The sequence below is a fragment of the Bradyrhizobium tropiciagri genome, from assembly GCF_001189845.1.
Lineage (GTDB): Bacteria > Pseudomonadota > Alphaproteobacteria > Rhizobiales > Xanthobacteraceae > Bradyrhizobium > Bradyrhizobium tropiciagri.
The window spans coordinates 24,333-44,166 of sequence record NZ_LFLZ01000024.1 but is presented as its reverse complement, the minus strand read 5'-3'; the positions used below and the strand labels follow the sequence as shown (position 1 = coordinate 44,166).

23 protein-coding genes are annotated in these 19,834 nt (G+C 61.9%); 10 read left to right on the top strand and 13 right to left on the bottom strand.

Going from position 1 to position 19,834, the window contains the following annotated elements; genetic code table 11:
* Window positions 1-32: 32 nt before the first annotated feature.
* The 8 genes from AKN84_RS20145 to AKN84_RS20115 all read right to left on the bottom strand — a co-directional run bounded on the left by AKN84_RS20145 (window position 33) and on the right by AKN84_RS20115 (window position 6,958).
* Entirely contained in the window at window positions 33-1,118 is a 1,086-nt protein-coding gene (locus tag AKN84_RS20145) for an ABC transporter substrate-binding protein (RefSeq protein WP_050422392.1), read from the bottom strand.
* A 20-nt stretch (window positions 1,119-1,138) separates the two neighbouring features.
* Window positions 1,139-1,867 carry an ABC transporter ATP-binding protein gene (locus AKN84_RS20140; protein ID WP_050422391.1) on the bottom strand — a complete coding sequence of 243 codons (729 nt, stop codon included), beginning with the start codon at window positions 1,865-1,867 and terminating at the stop codon, window positions 1,139-1,141.
* Window positions 1,864-2,538: an ABC transporter permease subunit gene (locus AKN84_RS20135; RefSeq protein ID WP_244485312.1), complete on the bottom strand. Its 675-nt coding sequence runs from the start codon at window positions 2,536-2,538 to the stop codon at window positions 1,864-1,866. Before AKN84_RS20135 ends, AKN84_RS20140 begins: the two co-directional genes overlap by 4 nt.
* 675 nt (window positions 2,539-3,213) lie before the next feature.
* Window positions 3,214-4,104: a DMT family transporter gene (locus AKN84_RS20130; protein WP_050422390.1), complete on the bottom strand. Its 891-nt coding sequence runs from the start codon at window positions 4,102-4,104 to the stop codon at window positions 3,214-3,216.
* 247 nt (window positions 4,105-4,351) lie between these two features.
* Window positions 4,352-4,657: a YciI family protein gene (locus AKN84_RS50720; protein WP_128971015.1), complete on the bottom strand. Its 306-nt coding sequence runs from the start codon at window positions 4,655-4,657 to the stop codon at window positions 4,352-4,354.
* Between the two features lie 119 nt (window positions 4,658-4,776).
* Entirely contained in the window at window positions 4,777-5,535 is a 759-nt protein-coding gene (locus tag AKN84_RS20125; RefSeq protein ID WP_050422389.1) for an MBL fold metallo-hydrolase, read from the bottom strand.
* Window positions 5,536-5,550: 15 nt separating this feature from the next.
* Entirely contained in the window at window positions 5,551-6,180 is a 630-nt protein-coding gene (locus tag AKN84_RS20120) for an MSMEG_1061 family FMN-dependent PPOX-type flavoprotein (RefSeq protein WP_050422388.1), read from the bottom strand.
* Between the two features lie 22 nt (window positions 6,181-6,202).
* Window positions 6,203-6,958, bottom strand: coding sequence for a carbon-nitrogen hydrolase family protein (locus AKN84_RS20115; RefSeq protein ID WP_157863326.1), 756 nt, complete (start codon window positions 6,956-6,958; stop codon window positions 6,203-6,205).
* Between the two features lie 59 nt (window positions 6,959-7,017).
* Between AKN84_RS20115 and ftrA the strand changes: the two genes are divergently transcribed.
* Window positions 7,018-8,061: a transcriptional regulator FtrA gene (gene ftrA / locus AKN84_RS20110; protein WP_347337357.1), complete on the top strand. Its 1,044-nt coding sequence runs from the start codon at window positions 7,018-7,020 to the stop codon at window positions 8,059-8,061.
* A 501-nt stretch (window positions 8,062-8,562) separates the two neighbouring features.
* Entirely contained in the window at window positions 8,563-9,081 is a 519-nt protein-coding gene (locus AKN84_RS20105) for a nuclear transport factor 2 family protein (protein WP_128971013.1), read from the top strand.
* Between the two features lie 40 nt (window positions 9,082-9,121).
* Here the strand turns inward: AKN84_RS20105 and AKN84_RS20100 are convergent, their stop codons facing one another.
* The 3 genes from AKN84_RS20100 to AKN84_RS20090 form a co-directional block, all read right to left on the bottom strand.
* Entirely contained in the window at window positions 9,122-10,096 is a 975-nt protein-coding gene (locus AKN84_RS20100; RefSeq protein WP_050422385.1) for an aliphatic sulfonate ABC transporter substrate-binding protein, read from the bottom strand.
* A 427-nt stretch (window positions 10,097-10,523) separates the two neighbouring features.
* A complete protein-coding gene (locus AKN84_RS20095) occupies window positions 10,524-11,306 on the bottom strand; it encodes a MetQ/NlpA family ABC transporter substrate-binding protein (RefSeq protein WP_050422384.1) in 783 nt (260 codons plus the stop codon).
* 208 nt (window positions 11,307-11,514) lie between these two features.
* Window positions 11,515-12,513 (bottom strand): alpha/beta hydrolase, encoded by a 999-nt coding sequence (locus tag AKN84_RS20090; RefSeq protein WP_050422383.1) that lies wholly within the window; start codon window positions 12,511-12,513, stop codon window positions 11,515-11,517.
* Here AKN84_RS20090 and AKN84_RS20085 point away from each other — a divergent pair.
* The 6 genes from AKN84_RS20085 to AKN84_RS20065 are packed head-to-tail and all read left to right on the top strand — an operon-like array spanning window position 12,512 to window position 17,061.
* Window positions 12,512-12,787 (top strand): hypothetical protein, encoded by a 276-nt coding sequence (locus tag AKN84_RS20085; RefSeq protein ID WP_128971012.1) that lies wholly within the window; start codon window positions 12,512-12,514, stop codon window positions 12,785-12,787. The genes AKN84_RS20090 and AKN84_RS20085 overlap by 2 nt on opposite strands.
* Window positions 12,788-12,819: 32 nt before the next feature.
* Window positions 12,820-13,872: a taurine ABC transporter substrate-binding protein gene (locus tag AKN84_RS20080; RefSeq protein WP_157863325.1), complete on the top strand. Its 1,053-nt coding sequence runs from the start codon at window positions 12,820-12,822 to the stop codon at window positions 13,870-13,872.
* Window positions 13,869-14,639 carry an ABC transporter permease gene (locus AKN84_RS20075; protein WP_050422381.1) on the top strand — a complete coding sequence of 257 codons (771 nt, stop codon included), beginning with the start codon at window positions 13,869-13,871 and terminating at the stop codon, window positions 14,637-14,639. Before AKN84_RS20080 ends, AKN84_RS20075 begins: the two co-directional genes overlap by 4 nt.
* 22 nt (window positions 14,640-14,661) lie before the next feature.
* Window positions 14,662-15,018 carry an ATP-binding cassette domain-containing protein gene (locus AKN84_RS49155; RefSeq protein ID WP_244485308.1) on the top strand — a complete coding sequence of 119 codons (357 nt, stop codon included), beginning with the start codon at window positions 14,662-14,664 and terminating at the stop codon, window positions 15,016-15,018.
* On the top strand, window positions 15,015-15,488 hold the full coding sequence (locus tag AKN84_RS49150) for an ABC transporter ATP-binding protein (protein ID WP_244485306.1): 474 nt from the start codon (window positions 15,015-15,017) through the stop codon (window positions 15,486-15,488). The genes AKN84_RS49155 and AKN84_RS49150 overlap by 4 nt, the downstream gene beginning before the upstream one ends.
* Entirely contained in the window at window positions 15,451-17,061 is a 1,611-nt protein-coding gene (locus tag AKN84_RS20065; protein WP_050422380.1) for an ABC transporter substrate-binding protein, read from the top strand. The genes AKN84_RS49150 and AKN84_RS20065 overlap by 38 nt, the downstream gene beginning before the upstream one ends.
* Before the next feature lie 61 nt (window positions 17,062-17,122).
* On the opposite strand, the gene AKN84_RS45755 is transcribed toward AKN84_RS20065, so the two are convergent.
* Window positions 17,123-18,103, bottom strand: a complete 981-nt coding sequence (locus AKN84_RS45755) for an alpha/beta hydrolase (RefSeq protein WP_128971008.1) — start codon at window positions 18,101-18,103, stop codon at window positions 17,123-17,125.
* 196 nt (window positions 18,104-18,299) lie between these two features.
* On the opposite strand from AKN84_RS45755, the gene AKN84_RS20050 reads away from it, so the two are divergent.
* Complete coding sequence (locus AKN84_RS20050) at window positions 18,300-19,025, top strand: AraC family transcriptional regulator ligand-binding domain-containing protein (protein WP_050422377.1); 726 nt, start codon at window positions 18,300-18,302, stop codon at window positions 19,023-19,025.
* Complete coding sequence (locus AKN84_RS20045) at window positions 19,022-19,339, top strand: helix-turn-helix domain-containing protein (protein ID WP_050422376.1); 318 nt, start codon at window positions 19,022-19,024, stop codon at window positions 19,337-19,339. Before AKN84_RS20050 ends, AKN84_RS20045 begins: the two co-directional genes overlap by 4 nt.
* A 213-nt stretch (window positions 19,340-19,552) precedes the next feature.
* Here AKN84_RS20045 and AKN84_RS20040 read toward each other — a convergent pair whose 3' ends face one another.
* The gene (locus AKN84_RS20040; RefSeq protein WP_128971007.1) at window positions 19,553-19,834 is read right to left on the bottom strand and encodes a hypothetical protein; all 282 of its coding nucleotides are present in this window, start codon (window positions 19,832-19,834) and stop codon (window positions 19,553-19,555) included.

Here is a 19,834-nt window from a genome sequence, read left to right as displayed (position 1 = left end):
TTCTCCGTGTGCCTTGGTTTTCGTGTCGCTGGCTATGCACCGAGTGCCAAGGCGACGGCCTGCTTTGCCGCGTCGAATTGCGCGCCAAGCAGGAAAGACCGTACGTCGACCTTGTTCGGCAAGACGCCCAGGGCGTGGAAATTATCCGCCAGGTCCTGGGTGGATGCGGCAGCGGCTTCGTCGACCGGCTTCAACGCCACCGCCGTGGATTCCGATAGTCTCGCGTCGCGAACCAGCTTCTCGTACACCGCCTGCTCGGTTCCGTTGGGCGGGAAGCCGCCCTGAGAAGCCCACAGCGCGACCGACTCCGCGGGATGCGCGAAGATATAGGCTTGCGTCTCACGGATGATCTTCATGAACTTGGCAAGGACCTGCGGATAATTCACCGCGACCTCGCCTCGCGCGACATAGAAGGCGTAGTCGTAGGTCTTGACGTCGGACAACAGGCGCGCCTTGTCGCCGAGCTTTGTCAGTGCGAGGGCGGTGGCGGGTTGCCAGTGAATCCAGCCGTCGATGCTCCCTTGCGCAAACGCCGTGAATGCGTCCGCTCCGCTCAGGCTGACCGCTTGCACATCGGACAATCTCAGCCCGGCGCTCTCCAGATACTTGATCAAGCTGTAGGTGCCAGTCGTCCCATTCTGATGGGCGATCTTCTTGCCCTTCAGATCCGCCGCGGTCCTGATCGCAGAGTTGGCCTGCACCAGGAAATCGACCTCGTCGGCCGGCAGCGGATAGGCCGCAAGTGGCACGATCGGCACACGCGCCGGCACGGCGTTCACGACGGCGGTTGCGGTCGCGAATGTGAAGTCGACCGCTCCCGCCTTCACCGCCTCCATCACGGGAAGTGAAGCGGTGAATCCCGGTTGCCAGATGATCCTGGTCCCGAGGTCCTGCTCGAGATTGCGACCGCCGGCTCCGGCTCGCAGAGAGGCCCAAACGCCGGTTCGGCCATCGCCGATCACTGCCACGGTTAGTTGCGGCGGAACGGCGTCGGCAGCATGCGCGAGCGGCCCGCCGCGCATGCCGGCGGCAGCTGCGACGGTGACGCCGGCCGACGCCAGGAATGTTCGCCGCGAAACGGAGCGGCCACGCCCGACAATTGGACCTCTCGAAGTCATGCAAATATCCTTTCGATATGTCATGCGACCGCCGGCAAATTGCCTTCTGCCGTCAATAAGCCGTCGAGCAGTTCTTCTTTCAGGGCGGCCAGCGCCGGATCGCCGCGGTGACGCGGACGCTGGCGGTCGAACACGAGGTCCCGCGCGACGCCGCCATCCTTGACCAGGAGCACCCGATCGGAGAGCAGCAGCGCTTCCTCCACATCATGCGTAACCAGCAGGACAGTCCGGGGCCGTGCAGCGAGCAATTGCTCCAGCAGCAACTGCATCGCCGCGCGGGTGATGGCGTCGAGCGCACCGAACGGCTCGTCGAGCAACAGCAGGTCCGGCTCATGGATGAGCGCTCGGGCCAGCGCCACCCGCTGGCGCTGACCGCCGGACAGTGCAACCGGAAACTCGGTCTCGCGTCCCTGCAATCCCACGGCGCGGAGAATGTCGCGAGCCTCCCGGTCCCGGCCCTTGAGGCCCAATCGGACATTGCCGAGCACCGTTCGCCACGGCAGCAAGCGGTCCTCCTGGAACATCAAGCGGACATCCGCCCTGTGGCCGGTCGTACGCAGCTCGATACGGCCTACGGAAGGCGCATCCAACCCCGCCACGAGGCGCAGCAGCGTCGACTTGCCGGCGCCGCTCGGGCCGATGATCGAAACAAACTGGCCGGCCGCGATGTCGAGATCGACCTTGCGCAGCACCGAGCGGCCGGCGAATGACTTGCTGACCGAGCGCAGGCTGACTTCTGCGCCGTTCATGGCGCCCCTCGATCGGCATAGTTGGGATGCCAGCGGAGCAGGCGTTGCTCAATCAGGCGCGTGACGAGATCGGACAGCCAGCCCGCGATCGCATAGAGTATGATGGCCAGCATGATGATATCGATGCGGAGCAACTCGCGGGCATTCTGGACGAGGTATCCGACGCCGTCGCGCGAGGCGATCGTTTCGCCGACGACGAGCGTCAACCAGGCCACGCCAAGCGCATAGCGGATTCCGACCAGGATCGGCTGCAGCGCCGCCGGCAGGATGATCGACCACACAAGCTCCGCGCGCCCCAGTCCATAGGACCTACCGAGCTCGATCAGCCTGGGATCGACATTGCGAATGCCGCCGACAGTATTGATATAGACCGGGAACAGCGATCCCATCGCGACGAGAATCAGCCGCGGCTCCTCGCCGATCCCGAACCAGAGGATCATCAATGGCACGAGTGCGAGATGTGGGATCGTCCGGACCATCTGCAGCGAGCGATCGAGAAGGTCACGCGCCACAACGAACAGTCCGACGACCAAGCCCAACAACAGGCCACTTGCCGCCCCGATGCTGAAGCCGATCGCGACGCGCCGCAGGCTGACCAGGATGTCGTGTTGCAATTCTCCGCGTTCGGCAAGCTGGCGCGCGGCGTTCCAGATGTCCAATGGCGCGGGCACGATAGCTGTCGAGACTATGCCCGTAGCCGACAACCATTGCCAAACAGCCAGCAATCCCAATGGTGGCAGCCAAGGCAGAAGCAATGAACGCCACTGCACCGCTTGCGCGCGGGACGCAGATGCGTCGCTCTCGCGCGGCACATCCGCCACGACCGTCACCATCGGTGCGCCTGTTCGCAAGGCGACTTCCATGCGGACAACCGCTCGCGTCGCCGCCTCGCCGGCAGACGAAGAAAGAAACGACGCATCTGTCATTCGTTCGATGTACTCCGTCTCGTTTGAGACGCAGTCAGCTTCGCAAACTCTTGCCTACAATTCGATGGGACTGAAATTCATTTTTCGACGTTTGACGCCAATGTCGTTCTAACTTCCACCGTAGTTTGCAGAACGTCCTTTCATGGCCATCATGGACTGATTTTCCAGTCACCTATTGCCGCAGTCGCCTCAAGTACCGTCGGGTTTCCCTCGCCCAGATAGCTCACAGACGAACATCATCTGCGATGAAGCCCTATCTCCCCGAGTGAAGCATCGATCGTTCTTTTTCTCGGCTACCATACCGACAAGTGGCAGCCCTCCCTTGAGCCTGATGCCTGCATCGTGGATGGCGCAGACTGACGTAAGGTAGCTGGCGGGACGCTGTGCAATCAAAGGCGTCACTATAATGCACTCGGTTGACTACGATTTGTCCGCTGTGCGCGTGCTTAGATGCGACAGCAGGACGTCGAGCTTGGCGAATGTCAGTGAGGACAGGACGACGATCGCGGCCCCGATCACTGCTTCTGCACTGTGAGCCGTACCGTAGATGTAATGCTCCCCGATCAAGGTAACGATCGGTACAAAGTAAAATACGACACCAACTTTCGAGGCCGGATGTCGCGACAACATATATAGGAGCAGTACGTTCGCACCAACGGACACGACCAGGATCATCCATGTCGCAGAGACCAGGAAGCTGATACTTGGGGTGGCGTACCAGCCGGTCACCGTTACGATCGCGCCAAAGATCAGTACTGAGCCGATATACTGCCACAGGATCGAGCGGGCCACGGTGACCCCGATCTGTTTTTGCAAGGCGGCCCCTACCGTAATAGCCGCAAGCGCAACTACCCCGAAAGTAAGTCCCAGCACCGAACCATCACCCAACTCGCGTGTACCGGCAACCGCCAATACCAATCCGAAAAATCCTGTAAGCAGGAGCGCCTTGCCCGCCCATGACGTCCGTTCCCGGGCGACAAATGGCGTCAACAAGGGCTGAGCGCCAAGGATGATCGTGAGTGTGCCGGGTGACAGTTTGTGAGCGATCGCCAGAAAGTACGCGCCTTGGTAGCCTGCCTGCAGCAAGACGCCGACAAAGACCGCCCAGAGAATGATCCGACGAGGCAACATTAAGGCGGCGCGAAGGTCAGATCGGAAGCCGATGGCCAAGACGACCGCGAGAACGAGCATTGCGCCGGTGGAGCGGATGGCGAGGAACGTCCAGACGGACGAACTCATGAGGCCAAGCTTCACGAAAATGGCACCGCTGCTCCACATGACCAGAAAGAGCAGCGGGGCTACGACATTCATCGAAGTGCGTTCATGTCCAGGAGTTGAGATCAAAACGCGCATTGCTGTGGGATGACGCCCCGGACTTGGGGATGAGAACGCTTTTCCACTGACCGCGCGAGGTCAATCTTTCCCGGAAGTGACCGTCCTTTTTCGAGGACGGCCAGGTGATCCGTCGCATAGTGCGATGAGCAAACTATTGAGGCATGCGCACCAAGCCCTGACTTCGGAACAATCCCAGTCATGCCCGACCACACGGCCTCCAGAGCTATAGTTGGACATCGCCGTAGCACGGTGCCTTGCCCCATAGGTAGAGTTGATATCCTCGTCGCAGGCCAAGTCGAAAATATGGATCCTGTTCGCAGAGCGAGACGGCTTCGTTCCGATCTTTCACTTCCAATACCCACAATCCACCACCGTACCATTCGTCCGGCGAATTCCGTAGCCCGCCGGCGAGAAGGATCCTTCCGCAATTTTGCGCAAGATAGGCAAAATGATCTTGCGAGTGCTGTTGCCGTATCCAGCCCTTTTCGGCTTCAGGATGGTCCTCAAAGATTGCAACCCATCTCGTCATCCAATTGCTCCACCGGCTTGAGGGTTGGGAATGCCGCGAATGGTACGCACACTAACACTGTCTGTTTCTTGTCCGTCCAATTTGTTGGAATGGCCATCGCACTTCGTCGTCGTTTCTGCTCAAGCTGGGACGCCGAGGGTCAGCACTTCGCCGTCATGGGGGATCAGAAATCGTTCGGCAGCGATGTTCTGGGCGAGCAACTTGTGCCGCAGGTCATCTCGGCTGACGGTCGTGTGATCAAGAGCCTCCAAATGGGTCGCGACGATGATCGGACGCGAAAAGGTGCTGCCGAGCGTCACGGCTTGCTCCGCATCCATGGCTATCGATTGCCCCTCCCAGAGCGCTCCGGACGGATGAATCACGATGATATCCGGGTCGGTGCTTCGAATCGTCTCCTCGACCGGCGGGTAAAGGACCGTGTCGCCCGCCCAATAGAGGCTCGGCTCGCCTTCCAGTTCAACGCTGAACCCCATGACCGGCCCCATCTTCTCGACGACAGGGCCGAAGCCGTGACGACCTTCGCGTCGGGTGAGCTTAACGCCGCGCCAAACAAGGTTGTCGTGAAGTGGCGTGACCTTTTCGAAGCCAAAGGAGCGTATCTTGGTGTCATCTCCGGGTTGGCAGACGATCGGCAGATCTTTGGGGACCAGACCTTGCGCCACGGAATCGAAATGATCCGAATGGAGATGAGAAACGATAACGAGCTCGACGCCGTCCAGGACCCGATCGATACTCACGGGGAGATCGACCAGCGGATTTGGTGAGCGTCCCGCAATGGAGGGGCGGCTGTGCTTCGGAGCGAAGAACGGATCGATGAGTATCGTCCGCTCGCCGAGAGTAAGCTTCAATGTTGCGTTTCGCAGGAGTTGCAGCTTCATCCGTCATTTCCGTTGCTAATAGAGATTTTTTTGCGCGTCGGCTTCAATTCGCGCCTCGATGTCCTTGACGGTAAGACCCGCGGGCTCGGTCTGATCGGAAATCATCTGTCCGAGCGACGGCAGCTTGGCCCGATCCAGCCGATAATCGCCCTGCCAGAGACGGCTGCGCTTGAGCGCCTTCGTACAATGAAGGAATGCTTCCGTGACGCTCACGATGATGGCGAGCTTCGGGATCTTGCCGCCGACGGCCATGAATTCGAGGAGCTTCTGCGAACGCGTGAGACGCGCGGTGCCGTTGACCCGTAGCAATTCCTCGATGCCGGGAATGATGAACAGCAGGCCGATTGCGGGATTGGCGAAGAGATTCTCGATCGTGTCGAGGCGGTTGTTGCCGGGCCGATCCGGAATCGCCAGGTGATGGGGATCGAAGATATGCACAAACCCCGGGGCATCCCCCCTGGGGCTGACGTCGTAGCCGCGCTCGGGATGCGAAGAGCCGATGATGACAAGCGGCGCATGCGCAATGAAGTTGCAGCAATGGCGATCCAGCCGGTCGAGCAGCTTGGCGCGCATCAGCGCCGATGGCGCAAGATACGGTGGCCGCAGCTCCTCGGCAGACGTAAGATAGGTCAACTCCTCGAGCATCGGCGGGGGCTCCTCAATCCAGTCAATCCCTGACGTTGCGCGGATAGGTCTGTTTGGCCGCGTCGGCCGCGGCCAGATCAATGTCAAGGTTGATGATTGAATTGGCCTCGCTCGTGCGCGCAAGGATGTCCCCGTCAGGAGCCACGATCCAGCTCCCGCCGGCAAGGTTGCCGCCGCGGCGGTTTGCCGTGACTACGAAGGCGCCGGCCGCAATCGCCGCCATCCGCGTCGCCACTTCCCAGCGCGCATGGCTGCCGGTCGCTCGCGGCGCCGCAATCAACTGAACCCCGGCCTGTCCGAGGCAGCGCACCGCGGTGCTCACCATGATCTCCGTGCACACCAGCTCGGCGAAACAGAGTCTGCCGTCCCGCACCGGCAGCACGTTCTGTGGCCCCCGCGTGAACCAGGTGGCTTCCCAGCCACCTTCCTGCTGGGGAAGCCACGCCTTGGGTCTGCCTCGGATGAGACCGGTCTCCGGTTTCCAAAGAAAGGTCTCGTTCCACCGCCGTGTATCCACCTCGACCGCCCGCGTCCCGACGATACGCTTCGCCGTGAGGTGCTTCAGCTCGTCCGAGATCCCGGCATGCGTGGCAACGGCTTGACGCCAGACCGCCTCGCTGAACACGGGACTTTCCCAAAAGCTGTCAACGCCTGCCAGCTCGGGAAGGACCAAGAGATCGACGGGCGCTTTGGCGAACTCACTTTCGAGCCTGCGCCACATCGCCCCTGCTTCATAAGCACGATCGGGAAATTCGCAGGTCGCTATTCGAAAGCTCACAGTGTTCTCCATCTCGCCAAGATAATGTGACGAGCGAGGCGGATTGACGAGTGGCACGAATGCCGTATAGCGTTAAGATGATGCCATTCCGCACCCGCGCCGCCCAGAAACCAGCTCCGTCACGACGGGAGCAACTTGTCGCCGTGCTCGCCTATGATGGCGTGAACGCTTTTGAGCTTGGGATGGCCGTCGAAGTGTTCGGCCTGACCGATATGGGAGCTGGCTGGTATCGCGTCGTCGTTTGCACCGAGCATCCAGGACGGCCGCTTGTTGCGAACAACGGCGTCAGAATTGTCGCCGATGCGAGCCTGAAGACACTGGGGCAAGCCACCACAATCATCGTTCCCGGATGGGAGAATACCGAGGACGCGCCATCTGCAGCGCTGCTCGACGCACTCCGCCGTGCACATCGACGGGGTGCGAGGATCGCATCTATCTGCGCCGGCGTGTTCGTCCTCGCTGCCGCCGGATTGCTCGATGGTCGCCGTGCCACAGGGCATTGGGCGCAAGCCGAACTGCTCTCACGCAAATATCCAACGATAAAAGTCGATCCAAACGTGCTCTACGTCGACGATGGCGACATCATGAGTTCGGCCGGGCGGGCTGCAGGTCTCGATCTGTGCCTCCACATCGTCAGACGAGACTATGGCGCGCAGATCGCCAATCAGGTGGCGCAGCGGCTTGTCGTGCCACCTCATCGCGAAGGCGGGCAAGCGCAGTATATTCCGCAACCCGTTCGCAAGGCTGAGGGCGATGCGCTGGCCTCCGTGTTTGCGTGGGCGCAACGCCACCTCGATCAAGACCTGGCGATCAACGGTCTCGCTTCGCGGGCAAGAATGAGCCGCCGCACCTTCATCCGACGGTTCGAGGAAGCAACCGGCATGACACCTGGCGAATGGGTGGTGCAGGCACGGGTGTCGCGGGCTCGGGAGCTTCTCGAGGCGACGCAGCTTCCAATCGAAGGCGTCGCAACCGCCACGGGGTTCGGCTCGGTCGAAGCGCTGCGGCATCATTTCAGACAGCGGCTCGGCACGAGTCCAGTGCGCTATCGCGCTGTCTTTCAGGCGTCCGCCCGCTCTCAGGCTGGCGCGGACGATCGCTGAGCTATCGCCCTTTCCTTTGCCAACCGAACCCGCGACCGCTCATCCAATGCCTATATTGCCTAGACGGCACAGTTCACCGTCTTCACGGACCAGGTCGTGCCGCTGCTGCGCAAACGCGGCCCGTTCCGAGGCGAGTATCGCGACGGCATGCTGCGCGACAGGCCCGGGCTTGATCCAGTACCGAGCCGTTTCGACCGCCCGATGCCGCAGCGGCGCTCGGCGTAAACTGACTTCTCGCCAAAACGGCGAAAACATCCCCATGCACAGTAGCCGAGCCGCGTCAGATCAAGGGCTTGCACGAATAGCGATGTGCGCACGGCAACACGTCGGATCAAGCTGTTTGACACGTCGGGCAAAACACCTGCATGATGCTATCGTCGGAGCATAGGGCGATGGCGAGATGGATCTCGCGACCTTCGCAGCAATGCACTAAGCGTTCCATCGGTTCCGCTCGCGGATGAAGGTCGGCGGCGGCGCCGCCAGCTCTCCGGAGTAGTCTGCATGCCGATGACGCCCCACGACGACCTGCTTCTCTGGCATGCCCTTCATCGTCTCGAGGTGACATATTGGTATGACGTCGACTTCAACGACGGGCGCACGGCGCATGACTTCTTCACGCCGGACGGTGTGAAGATCGTGGGTCACAACCGGTTTGAAGGACGTGAAGAGATCCGCGCATTTTATGAGTGGCGCGCCAATCAAATCGGCCAGAAGGCAGCGGATCGACTGGCGATCAGCGGCGTGAAGGCCGTGCGCCACCTGATCACCAATCTGCACGTCACGTCGAGCAGCGAACGCTCCGCGACGGTGGTGGGCATCATCGTTTTCTACGGTGGTCTGACCTATCCATCCACGCGACAGTCAAATCCTCCAATGATGGTGGCGGATTTGATCAATGAGTGTGTGCTGAACGACGACAATTCGTGGCAGTTCAAATCACACACAATCCAGCCGGTATTCATGAGTGCCGCTCCACCTCCATCCATGGAGATCGATCCCATTTTCCTGAAGGACACCTGAGAGACGCACCCGATTTCGTCGCCGATACGCCGCGGCGACGTCAGCTCTTGGGCTGATGCCAAACGATGTCGGCAACCGTGACCTTCTTGGGCACAATGCCAAGTTCATAAAAGGTGTCAGCCAATTGCTGCTGCTGAGCGACCTGCGCTGAAGTCACCTCACCGAAGGTAAAGCTTGCCCGCGCGAAGGCAGCGCGCCATGACTTCTCGTCGATACTGGTGGCGGCAGCAGCCAGTTTGGCCAGTTCATCACGATGCTGGCCGGACCACTCCGTCAGCTTGCCGATCTCGTCGAGCGCAGCGGACAGCACAGCGGGAGATTTGTCGGCGAAGTCACGGCTCGACAGGTAGTACGACGAGCTGGCCAGCCGCTTGTCGGAGGTGTCGGCAATAATGCGCGCATTGTAGCGCTCCTGAGCGATCGCGTAGAACGGATCCCACACCACCCAGGCATCAATGGTACCGCCGTTAAAGGCGGCAGTGGCGTCCGCAGGCGCCAAATAGGTCGGCACGATATCCTTGAGGCCCAGGCCGGCCAGTTCCAGCGCCTTGACCGCTACGTTGTGGGCGCTGGAACCTCGGGAGAAGGCGACGCGCTTGCCCTTGAGTTCTGCAAGGGTCTTGATAGGCGAATCGTGCTGCACCAGCACGGCGTGCTCGGCGGACGGCGTGGACGCCACATATACCAACGGGGAGCCGGCGGCTTGCGCGAAGATAGGTGGTGTGTCGCCCACCGAGCCGATGTCGATAGCCCCCGCGCCAAGAGCTTCCAGCATAGGGGGACCGAACTGAAATTCCACCCATTGGACGGCGTCCACACCCAATGGCTTCAGCCGCTTTTCAATCACTTGCTGCTCTCGCCCCAGAACCAAAATGGCTGCGCCCTTCTGGAAGCCGACCTTGAACTCCTTCGGCACAACGCCGCCCGGCGCGGCGATACTGACGCGTGGCGAAAGCAAGGCCGTACCAAGGAGACCGAGGCCGCTGGTGATGATCTGACGTCGGGAAGTGGACATTGCCGTTCCTCGGCTCGCGGGTGGTGGCTACGGGAAGCGCGCTCGACCGTGCGCGGACGGAGCTTCTTTGTAATCAGCCGCATCGAAAAAAGGCTTTCGTCCTTCAATCCCGCAATGAAAGAGTGTTGCAAAGAGGCGCTCGTTTGCATGCCAAATTTGCCATGATGAATGGACTGGGCCCTCAGTCCGCCGGCCTCGGGGCCAAGAAGGACCTTCGAAGTTACGAAAGAAGGGCCATCAGGTATCGCAGCGAGCGTTGACGCGACACTCGCTTCCCCTCCACCAAGGGGGCCAACAACCGACGTCACATTTCCCATAAGCGGCAGGAACGCGAAGCCCAGTGCCTTGGGGCTTCCGCTTGGCGAGCACGATGCCTGCGGCCAACGCCAAACGCCCAATTGATGAGTCCATGCGCCCGTCTCATGCCTCAAAACGCGGGGATCTGTCCGGGCAACTTATCCTTGATGAGTTGTCGGATGGTGTCGTTCTGATAGGCCTCCACCAGCTTGGCGACCCAGGGGGCATTCTTGTCGCGCTCGCGGACGGCGATGAAATTATTATACGGATTGTTGACGGAGGATTCGATCGCGATGGAATCCTTGCCTGGGATCAGCCCGGCCGGTACGGCATAGTTGGTGTTGATCACCGCCGCGTCGACGTCGTCAAGGCTGCGCGGGAGCTGCGCCGCATCGATCTCGCGGATCTTGAGCTTCCTCGGATTGTCGATAATGTCCAGCACGGTCGGCAAGATGCCAACCCCATCCTTGAGCTTGATCAAGCCCTGAGCCTGCAGCAGCAGAAGTGCGCGGCCGCCGTTGGAGGGATCGTTCGGAATGCCGATCGATGATCCATCCTTGATCTCGGAGACTGATTTTGCCTTTTTTGAGTAGAAGCCGATCGGCGCAACGATGGTCTCACCCACCGGAGTGATCTTGTAGCCTCTTGTCTTGGTCTGATTGTCGAGGAACGGCTTGTGCTGGAACGCATTGGCGTCGAGATCACCGGCATCAAGCGCGGCATTCGGCAACAGGTAATCGTTGAATACCACCACTTGGACGTCGAGCCCGTCCTTGGCCGCGATCTCCTTCACCTTCGCCCAGACGATTTCGGAATCACCGCCGGATATTCCGACCTTGATCTTCTGATCGGCCAAAGCAGGCGCGGCAAGGAGAGTGGCTCCGGCAATAAGTGCGAGCAAGCGGTTTTTCATTGTCGTGCCATCTTACAGCTGTGTTGAATGGAGGTAGCGTATAATGGGAAAAACTCCGCGCGCGCTCAATGAAACTCTAAACCAAAGATGATTTCCGGAATGGAAGAACCATGCTCCGCGCATTGTGATCGCGGCGACATTCTTTCATCAGCGACGACACCGTTCCGCGCGCTGCGCGCAACCGACGCCATCAATCGCCCAAGACCCGTCAATTGCGATCAAGAAAGCTCTGCACCTCACGGAACAGCACGTCGCGTCCCGTCTCGACCTCGACGAAATGCGTGGCGCGCGGAATCTCGATCAAGTGACGCACGGGCGCGTTGCGCAGAAGCGCGAACAGCGCCTGCGACTGGCTGAGCGGGGTCAGCTCGTCCCATTCACCGCGAATGATGAGCGTCGGCGCTGAAATCTTGCCGGGATCGTAGATTGCCTTGTTGACGCTCCAGTACTCGGCGCCGTCGGCCACGACGCCCGTCGGCGAGCGGAAACGCGGCGGATTATGCGCGTTGGCAGCCGGCTGGACAGAGAGGAGAGCCTGCTCCCAAATCTTCTTCGATGCCGGAGGGAAGATCGCCTCGGCCTGTCCGTTCGGTACGCCGGTCTGAAGGCGCTTCAACGCCGCGTCGACGATCCATTCCTGCCAGGCCGCTTCCGGGATCTTGCCGCCGGACGATGAGAGCCAGGGCGGTGCCAGCAGAACCAGACCACCGACATGTTGCGGCTGTGCGGCTGCGTAGCTGCCGGCGATCAGCGTCCCCCACGACCAGCCGATCAGCTGCAATTTCGATATCTTGCGCTGGGCGAGGACGTGGTCGACCGCGGCACCGAAATCCTCGACCGCCTCCCTGGTCGTTGCAAATGGCTTCGACTGGTCTGTGGGAGGCGTCGAGCCACCGTAACCCCTGACATCGACGAGCCAGACATCGTAGCCATGCGATGCGATGTAGTCCGCCCACGATCCTTGCCCCAGAGCCAGATCGAAGACGGTTTCCGATGGCTGCGTCGACCCGTGGACATAGAGGACCGTGCGCGAGGCGTCGAACGTCATGAGGTCCTTCGCGCGCTTGTTTCGCAGGAAGATCTGAACGCCCGGCGTCGCCGACGCGACGTGATAATCCTGCGTGACCAGTTGGCGCGGCTCCTTCGCCGAAGCCGGCAACCACGCAGCCGAGAGCAACACCAGCAGCGACGACAACAAGCGCTTCATGCGAACTTCCTTCAAGACACGAGGATTTTGCGACGCGCATTTGGGCGTTCACGCTTGCCGCCGTCAATTCCAAATAGGCTCGCGAATTGAGAACGATTCAGTTCTGCTCGGCCCGCAGACGGCGAACTTCATCAAGGTCGGTTTCGGCGTCTTCCTGAAGAATGAATTTCATTCATCACGCGCGACGGAAGCGCAATTCATTGCGTTCGTTCGCGGCACGCTGAAACGAATATCTTATTTTCCGGCCGCGATTGACTCGACGCCGTCGCGATGACGATCTGCGCACCTCATTCACGAAGGTGTACCATGACGACATATATCCGCACGGGCAGGCCGGGACGACGCGACGTGCTGCGACTGGGCCTCGGCGCCGGCGCGTTGTCACTGACGGCAGCACGCAGCCGCGCGCAGACCACGGCGAAGCCCGATGTCGTCCGCATCGGCTATCTGACGGCGGCACGAGCCTGGGTGGTCGGCAAGACCGACGGCAGTTTCGACAAGTCGCTCGGTGTCAAAGTCGAGTGGGTGCCGTTCCCATCAGGTGGGCCGGCGCTGTCGCTGCTTGCCGCCAAGCAAATCGATTTCGCGATCTTCGGCAACACGCCGATCGTGGCCGGGCTTTCGCGTAAACTGCCCATTCAAATTCTGGGCTCGCCGGAGATCGTCGCCACCAGCGAGCGGCTCGTCGCCAAACCGGGCATCACCACGCTCAGGGATCTCGAGGGCAGGCGCATCGCGGTTGCTCCCGCCTCCACGATGGCGTTCGCGCTCGAGGCCGTGATCCGCATCAACAAGCTCGATGCCAGCAAGATCAAGCGCCTGCCCCTGAGCCAGCCGGACACGATCGCCGCCTGGAAGCGCGGTGACATCGACGCGACCTACATCAATGGTCCGTTCTGGGCGGAACTTCTGGCGGACGGCGGCCAGCAATTGCTGGTCTCCGAACAATTGCAGCCCTCGGGCGTCTTTGTCTGGAACAGTGCCGTGGTGCGGAGCGAATTCGCCGAGCGATCCCCCGAGACAGTGGTGGCCTGGCTGCAGACCGTTCAGGCGCAGTTCGACCGATACCGGTCCGATCCGGAGGGCGTGTCGCGGATTCTGGCGAAGGATTTCGGCGCACCGTTCGAAGCCGTGCGCGACACCCTGGCCGGGCTGCGCTATCCCACCTTCCAGGATCAGCTCGGTCCGAAATATTGGGGCGAGGGGCCGGTCGCAGCAAAGGATGCACCGCTCATCAAGGCGCTCGGCGATGCCGCTGCCTTCCTGGCCGAGACAGGCGAGATCAAACGCGACGATGTCCCCGCCTCATTCGTTCCCGCGGTGAACTACGCATTGTTGCGGCGCGCGTTCCCATCTTGAACGCCATCCGTCGTTTCCTGATCGGCCTCGCCGCGGTCGCCGGCGTCACGCTGGCGTGGGAGATCGCCGGGCGCACTCATCTCGTCGAACCGCTGTTGCTCCCGCCGCCATCCGAGATCGTGACGACCGCGATCGATCTGGTGCGGGACGGCTATCGTGGTACCCCGCTCTGGCAGCATCTGGCGCTCAGTCTCGCCCGCGCTCTGGGCGCGTTTGCCGTGGCGACGCTGATCGGCGTGCCGCTCGGGCTTGCCATGGGAGCGGCGCCGGGCTTTGGCGCCGTGCTCGACCCCTTCGTCCAGTTCCTGCGGCCGCTTCCGAAGCTCGCACTGATCCCCCTCGTGATCCTCTGGTTCGGCATCGGCGAGACCTCGAAAGTTCTTTTGATCTTCATCTCGGCCGCGCTCAGCATCATTGTCGGAACGGCGGCTGCGGTCGCCACCGTGCAGAGACAACGGATCCGCGCCGGGCAGGCGCTTGGCGCTCACGGCCTGGCGCTGTTTCGCTACGTGATCCTGCCCCACATCCTGCCCGAGCTGTTCGTGACGCTGCGCCTGTCCTTCGGGATCGGCTGGACGACGCTGATCGCGGCCGAGATGATCGCCTCCGACGCCGGCGTCGGCTGGATGGTCGTCAACGCCGGCTCCTATCTGCGCACTGACGTCGTCATGCTTGGCATCGTCATGCTCGGCGGCACAGGCTACGCGCTGGACCTGGCGCTCGTGGGGCTGCAGCGCTGGGTGGCCCCTTGGTCAGGACGCGCCTGAGATGACGACCTCTCCACTGATCGTGCTTGAAGATGTCGAGAAGCGCTTCGAAGACCGGCGCGGCCGACGCAAGACCGTCGCGCTCGACGGATTTTCGCTTGGCGTTGCGGAAGGCGAATTCGTGTGCCTGCTGGGACCCAGCGGCTGCGGTAAATCAACCGTGCTCGACCTGCTGGCGGGTTTCGAACAACCCACGCACGGCCGCGTGACGATCGATGGCAAGCCGGTCGGACGCCCGTCTCCCGATCGCGGCATCGTGTTTCAGGAAGCGACGCTGTTCCCATGGTTGTCTGTCATCGACAACATCACCTTCGCATCGCGTCTGGCCGGGCGCCGGCGTCCGAATATCGGCCACGGGCGCGAGAGCTGGTCGAGATGATGGGCCTGCGCGGCTTCGAGCATCATGCCGTCTATGAGCTGTCCGGTGGAATGCGCCAGCGCGTCGCGATCGCCCGCGCCTGGATATCGCAGCCGCTGCTCCTCTTGATGGACGAGCCATTCGGGGCACTGGATGCCCAGACTCGACTCGCGATGCAAGAGCTGCTGCTGGCCGCGCGCGAGCAGCGCCGCTCCACCGTCCTGTTCGTCACGCACGACATCGAAGAAGCGCTGTTCCTGTCGGACCGCATCGCCATCATGAGCGGCCGCCCTGGCCGGATCGTCGAAGAGATCGCCGTCCCCTATCCGCGGGCGCGCGCCTATCAGGAGATCATCGCGACGCCCACGTTCGGCGAGCTGAAACGGTCGATCCTGGCGACGTTGCGCGAGCAGGCCGCACGCTCTCAACACGCAACAACGGAAAGCTTGCCACATGGTGACGACTTACGATCGTATCCGCGGTCTCATTGATCGGCGAAATGTCCTGAAGGCGGGGGCCGGCGCGCTCGCGTTGCCGCTCGCCGGCTCGCCTGCGCTCGCGGCCGAAGCGCGGCGCGGCGGGACGTTGACCGTCGTCACGCAGGGAGAGCCGCGAACGCTCGTTCCCTTGCTCGACACCAACACGCAGACCCGCAATATCAGCACCAAAATTACCGAGGGTCTGCTGGCTTACGATGCAGACTTCACACCGCGTCCGCTTCTGGCGACGGCCTGGAAATCGAGTGCAGACGGCCTCGAATATGCCTTCGCTTTGCGTCCCGGCGTGAAATGGCACGATGGCGCCGACTTCACGTCCGCCGATGTCCAGTTTTCGCTGCAAGCGCTGCAAAAGGTCGGGCCGCGCGGCCGGATCAGCTTCGCCAATCTCGATCGTGTCGAAACGCCTGATGCGCTGACCGCCGTGGTGAAGCTGTCGAAGCCAACACCCTACTTCCTGAAGGCGCTCGCGGCTGCGGAATCGCCGATCGTTCCGCGTCACGCCTATCAACCCGATAATCTCGACGGCAGCCCCAACAACAACGCACCGATCGGAACCGGTCCATTCATCTTCGAGGAATGGAAACGCGGCAGCCACGTCAGCCTGCGCCGGAACCCACAATATTGGCGGCCCGAGCGGCCCTTTCTGGATCGAGTGGTGGTCAAGTTCGTTGGTGATCCGGCCGCGGCCTCCACGGCGCTTGAAACGGGAGAAGCCGACACCAGCGGCAGCATTTCCCTCGGCGATGTGAAACGGCTGGCAGAAGGCGGGAAGCTTGTCGTCTCGTCGCAGCGAGACGCCTATCTCAACAACGCCGCCGTGCTGGAGTTCAGCCTCGACAACCAATACCTCGCCCAACGCGCCGTGCGGCACGCCATCGCGCGCACGATCGATCGCGATTTCATCCGGCAGTGGATCTATTACGGCTATGCCAGCCGGATCCGCTCACCGATTCCCGAAGTGCTTTCATCCTATTTCGACCCGACGAGCTTCGACCATCCCTTCAATCTCGACGAGGCCAATCGCCTTCTCGATGAGGCGGGATTAAAGCGCGGAAGCGGCGGCATCCGGTTTGCACTGAAGCTGACCTTCATTCCGGGGGCGGCATTCAAGGCGACTGCCGGCTACCTGCGGTCCGCCCTCGGCCGTGCCGGCATCCGCGTCGACATCCTCGACGGCGATCTCGGTACCTTTATCAAGCGGGTCTATTACGACCGTGATTTCGACATCAACCTCAACGGGCTCGGCCTGCTGTTCGACCCGACGGTCGGCGTGCAGCGGATCTACTGGTCCGACGGAATCAAGCACCCACTGCCCTATGTCAATGCGGCCCACTACAATAACCCGACGGTTGATGAGCTGTTCCGGCAAGCGGCCACGGAACGTGACGAAGCGCGGCGCGCGGATCAATTCCGGCAGATCCAACAGATCGCCAGTGACGACCTGCCAGCCTTGCCACTGGTAGCGCTGGAGACAACCCTCGTCAGCAATGCGCGCGTGCGCAATCTTTACAACAGCGTCGACCTGACCGCGGGGGATTTTTCAGACGCCTGGCTCGATAGTTGATGAGAACATCGTTCTCGTGCGAGCCTGCAAGCGGACCGAAGACTTCAGCGTGGTTTACCGCTCAGCGATCGATGCTCCGGTTCACGAACGCCGCAATTTCCTGCAACGCCTCGCTCGCCTCGGGAAACAGGCCAAGAAAAGCGTGCCAGACGTGGGGAAGCTCCGGCCAAATGCTCAGATTGACCCGGACACCGGCGTTCGCGAGCAGCGCCGCGAAATTTCGGCTGTCATAAGCGAGTGTCTCGATCGCACTCACCTGCAACAGGGTGGGTGGAAATCCGGCAAGCAGCGCGTGCGGTCCACGAACCGGCGAGACACGATAATCCGACGGATCTCCGCCCGGACCGAGATACGCGGCGGTGGCGGCAGCGAGAGATTCCGCCGTCGCAACCTGGTCGTCTGTTGCAGTCCGATCCGGCGGCGACTGGTTGTCGAGGGTACCGGCAATCAGCGCCAGGCGATCAGGCACGCGCGCGCCCCTGGACACCAATTCCAGGCAGGTCGCGGCGGCCAGATTTCCGCCCGCTGAATCGCCGACCAGACTGAGATGCACCTGCGCTTCATGCTCTCTCTGACGGTGCGCATCAGGTCCATGGCGCGCAGCCCAGCCGAAGGCAGTGATGCAATCGTCCAGGCCCGCGGGAAAGCGATGCTCCGGAGCCAGACGATAATCAACCATCAGAACGGCCGCGCCGGAGAGCCTCGCCAGCGTACCCGCTATGGCTCGATAGTCGCGAGGACAGCCACCGACCCACCCGCCCCCATGGATGTAAACCAGGCGATGAGCGAGATCGGCGCCGGGCGCAACGACCCACTCCGCCGGCACGCCTCCGGCATCGACCGGCACAACCTCGACGCCGTCGAGGGCAGGTGCCGCGCCGACGTCGCCATAGCGCGGCATCAGGGCTCTGATGACGGCAACGAATTGCAGGAGCGGATCGGATATCCCGGTGAGGTCAGCCGACGCGGCAAGCCCGGCGAGATGTGCGAAAGCCTGCTCAAGTTCCGGCCGACGCTGGCGCGGGGTGGTGATCTGGTCCATCGGGCGCTCCTTGCTACCAAGTCAATTTCGAGCGTAGCCGGTAGCCCGACGTCCCGCGCTGACCGAGACATGCGGATTGGGGGGACAAAAGCGATCAGAGAGATCAGAGCGGCCGGCTGATCCGGCCCCGCGCAAATTGCGACCCTTCCAATTTACCCTTAGGATCAGCGCCACGGCTCGGCGATTGCGAGGCTTCATGCATCAGCGCATGCCATTCGACTGGATCACCCGGCACGTCAGCGGCGTGGTTCGCCAAGGCCTGCCGTTCGAGCAGATGATGGCGGCATCGCTGATCGACCTGCGTTACGGGGACAACCGCGACGTGGTCGGTCCGGCGCAATATCTGCTGCTGTGTCTGAACACCGCGTTGGGGATCAGTGATGCAGCCCATGGCTTGACGCGCGCCCGCATCGATCCCGCCTACACGGCTCTCGGGCTGAGAGTAGCCCTTGGCTGCGCCACGCTGGAGGACGCGATCCTGTCGGTCGGGCGACTCTATAGAACCGCGTCCAGCGCCGTTCAGATCGAGCTCAAAACCACGAGCGACCTGGCGATTCTCAATATCCACGCTGACTCGGCGCGAGACGCGGATGCCGTTCTGCTCGAGGATATCTACCTCAGCTGGATGTTCATGCATTGCATGTACTTTCTTGGAACGGCAATGCCGGTCGTCGATGTGACGACTCGCGATACCTTTCACTTCAATCTCGGCCAACGTCACTTCGCCCTCGGCGCTCCCGTCCGTCACGGGGCCGTCACCGGCATGCGGTTTGCGCGCGCCCTGCTCGGCAGGCGCGGCACGGGCCGGGCCGGGGCCAACCCGCACTGGGAGTGCTTTCGATTGTGGCTCGACTTTGTCGAGCCGGAAGACCTGTCGCTCAATGGCCGCGGGGGTCTACGTGACGGCGCCGGCCACGGTTGAAGGATCTCGCCAAAGAGGCCGGCGTCAGCACGTCTACACTGCGGCGGCGGCTGGCGATCGACGGCGGATTTCGTCACGCGCGCGAGCGCACCCTGGCGCAGTCCGCGGTTCGCCGACTGCGAGATTCTGATGACAGCGTCGAGGCGATCGCGGCGGAGCTCGGCTATTCCGACGCGAGGAGTCTGCGCCGGTTTCTGAAGAACACGACCGGCTCAACGCCAAGCCAAATTCGCGTCGGGAGTTTCTTCCCGCGCGAGGATGACGGTGGCGTTCGTAGGCGGCTGCAGACACTCGGCGCAATGATGGGAGCTTGACGAAGGGCAACTGCGCGGAGAGCCGGTCGGCCGGTGCCATGGTCGCCCTCTTCCCGCCCTCCGGAAAGAGCCTGCGCGATTTGCTGTGACAATATCTTGCAGTAGTCCGCGTACGCATGCGCGAACGCGTCATCCCTTCGTTCGCGCGCAGCTGGGAGGCGCGACCCACATCGTTCGTGAATCTATCGGGTCCAACAAGCGAGGTGGAGGCCATCACGACTGCCGCTGTGCTGGCAATGCCAGGCTCAGCGAAGCGATTGCAACACCGATCCAGAACGTACCCCACCAGTAACCCAGCGCAATCGCGGGATGCGTCCCGCGGCAGAGCGCCCGCGCTAAATCGCAAAGATCCGAGCGGCCGACCAGGCAAAAGCCCGCTTCGCGCGTCGACAAATAGGCATAGCCGACCACATCACGATATGTGATCCACCACCAGAGCACTGCGAGCACGAGAACGCCGATGCCCAGCGCCAGACAAGTTCGTGCATGCCGCAT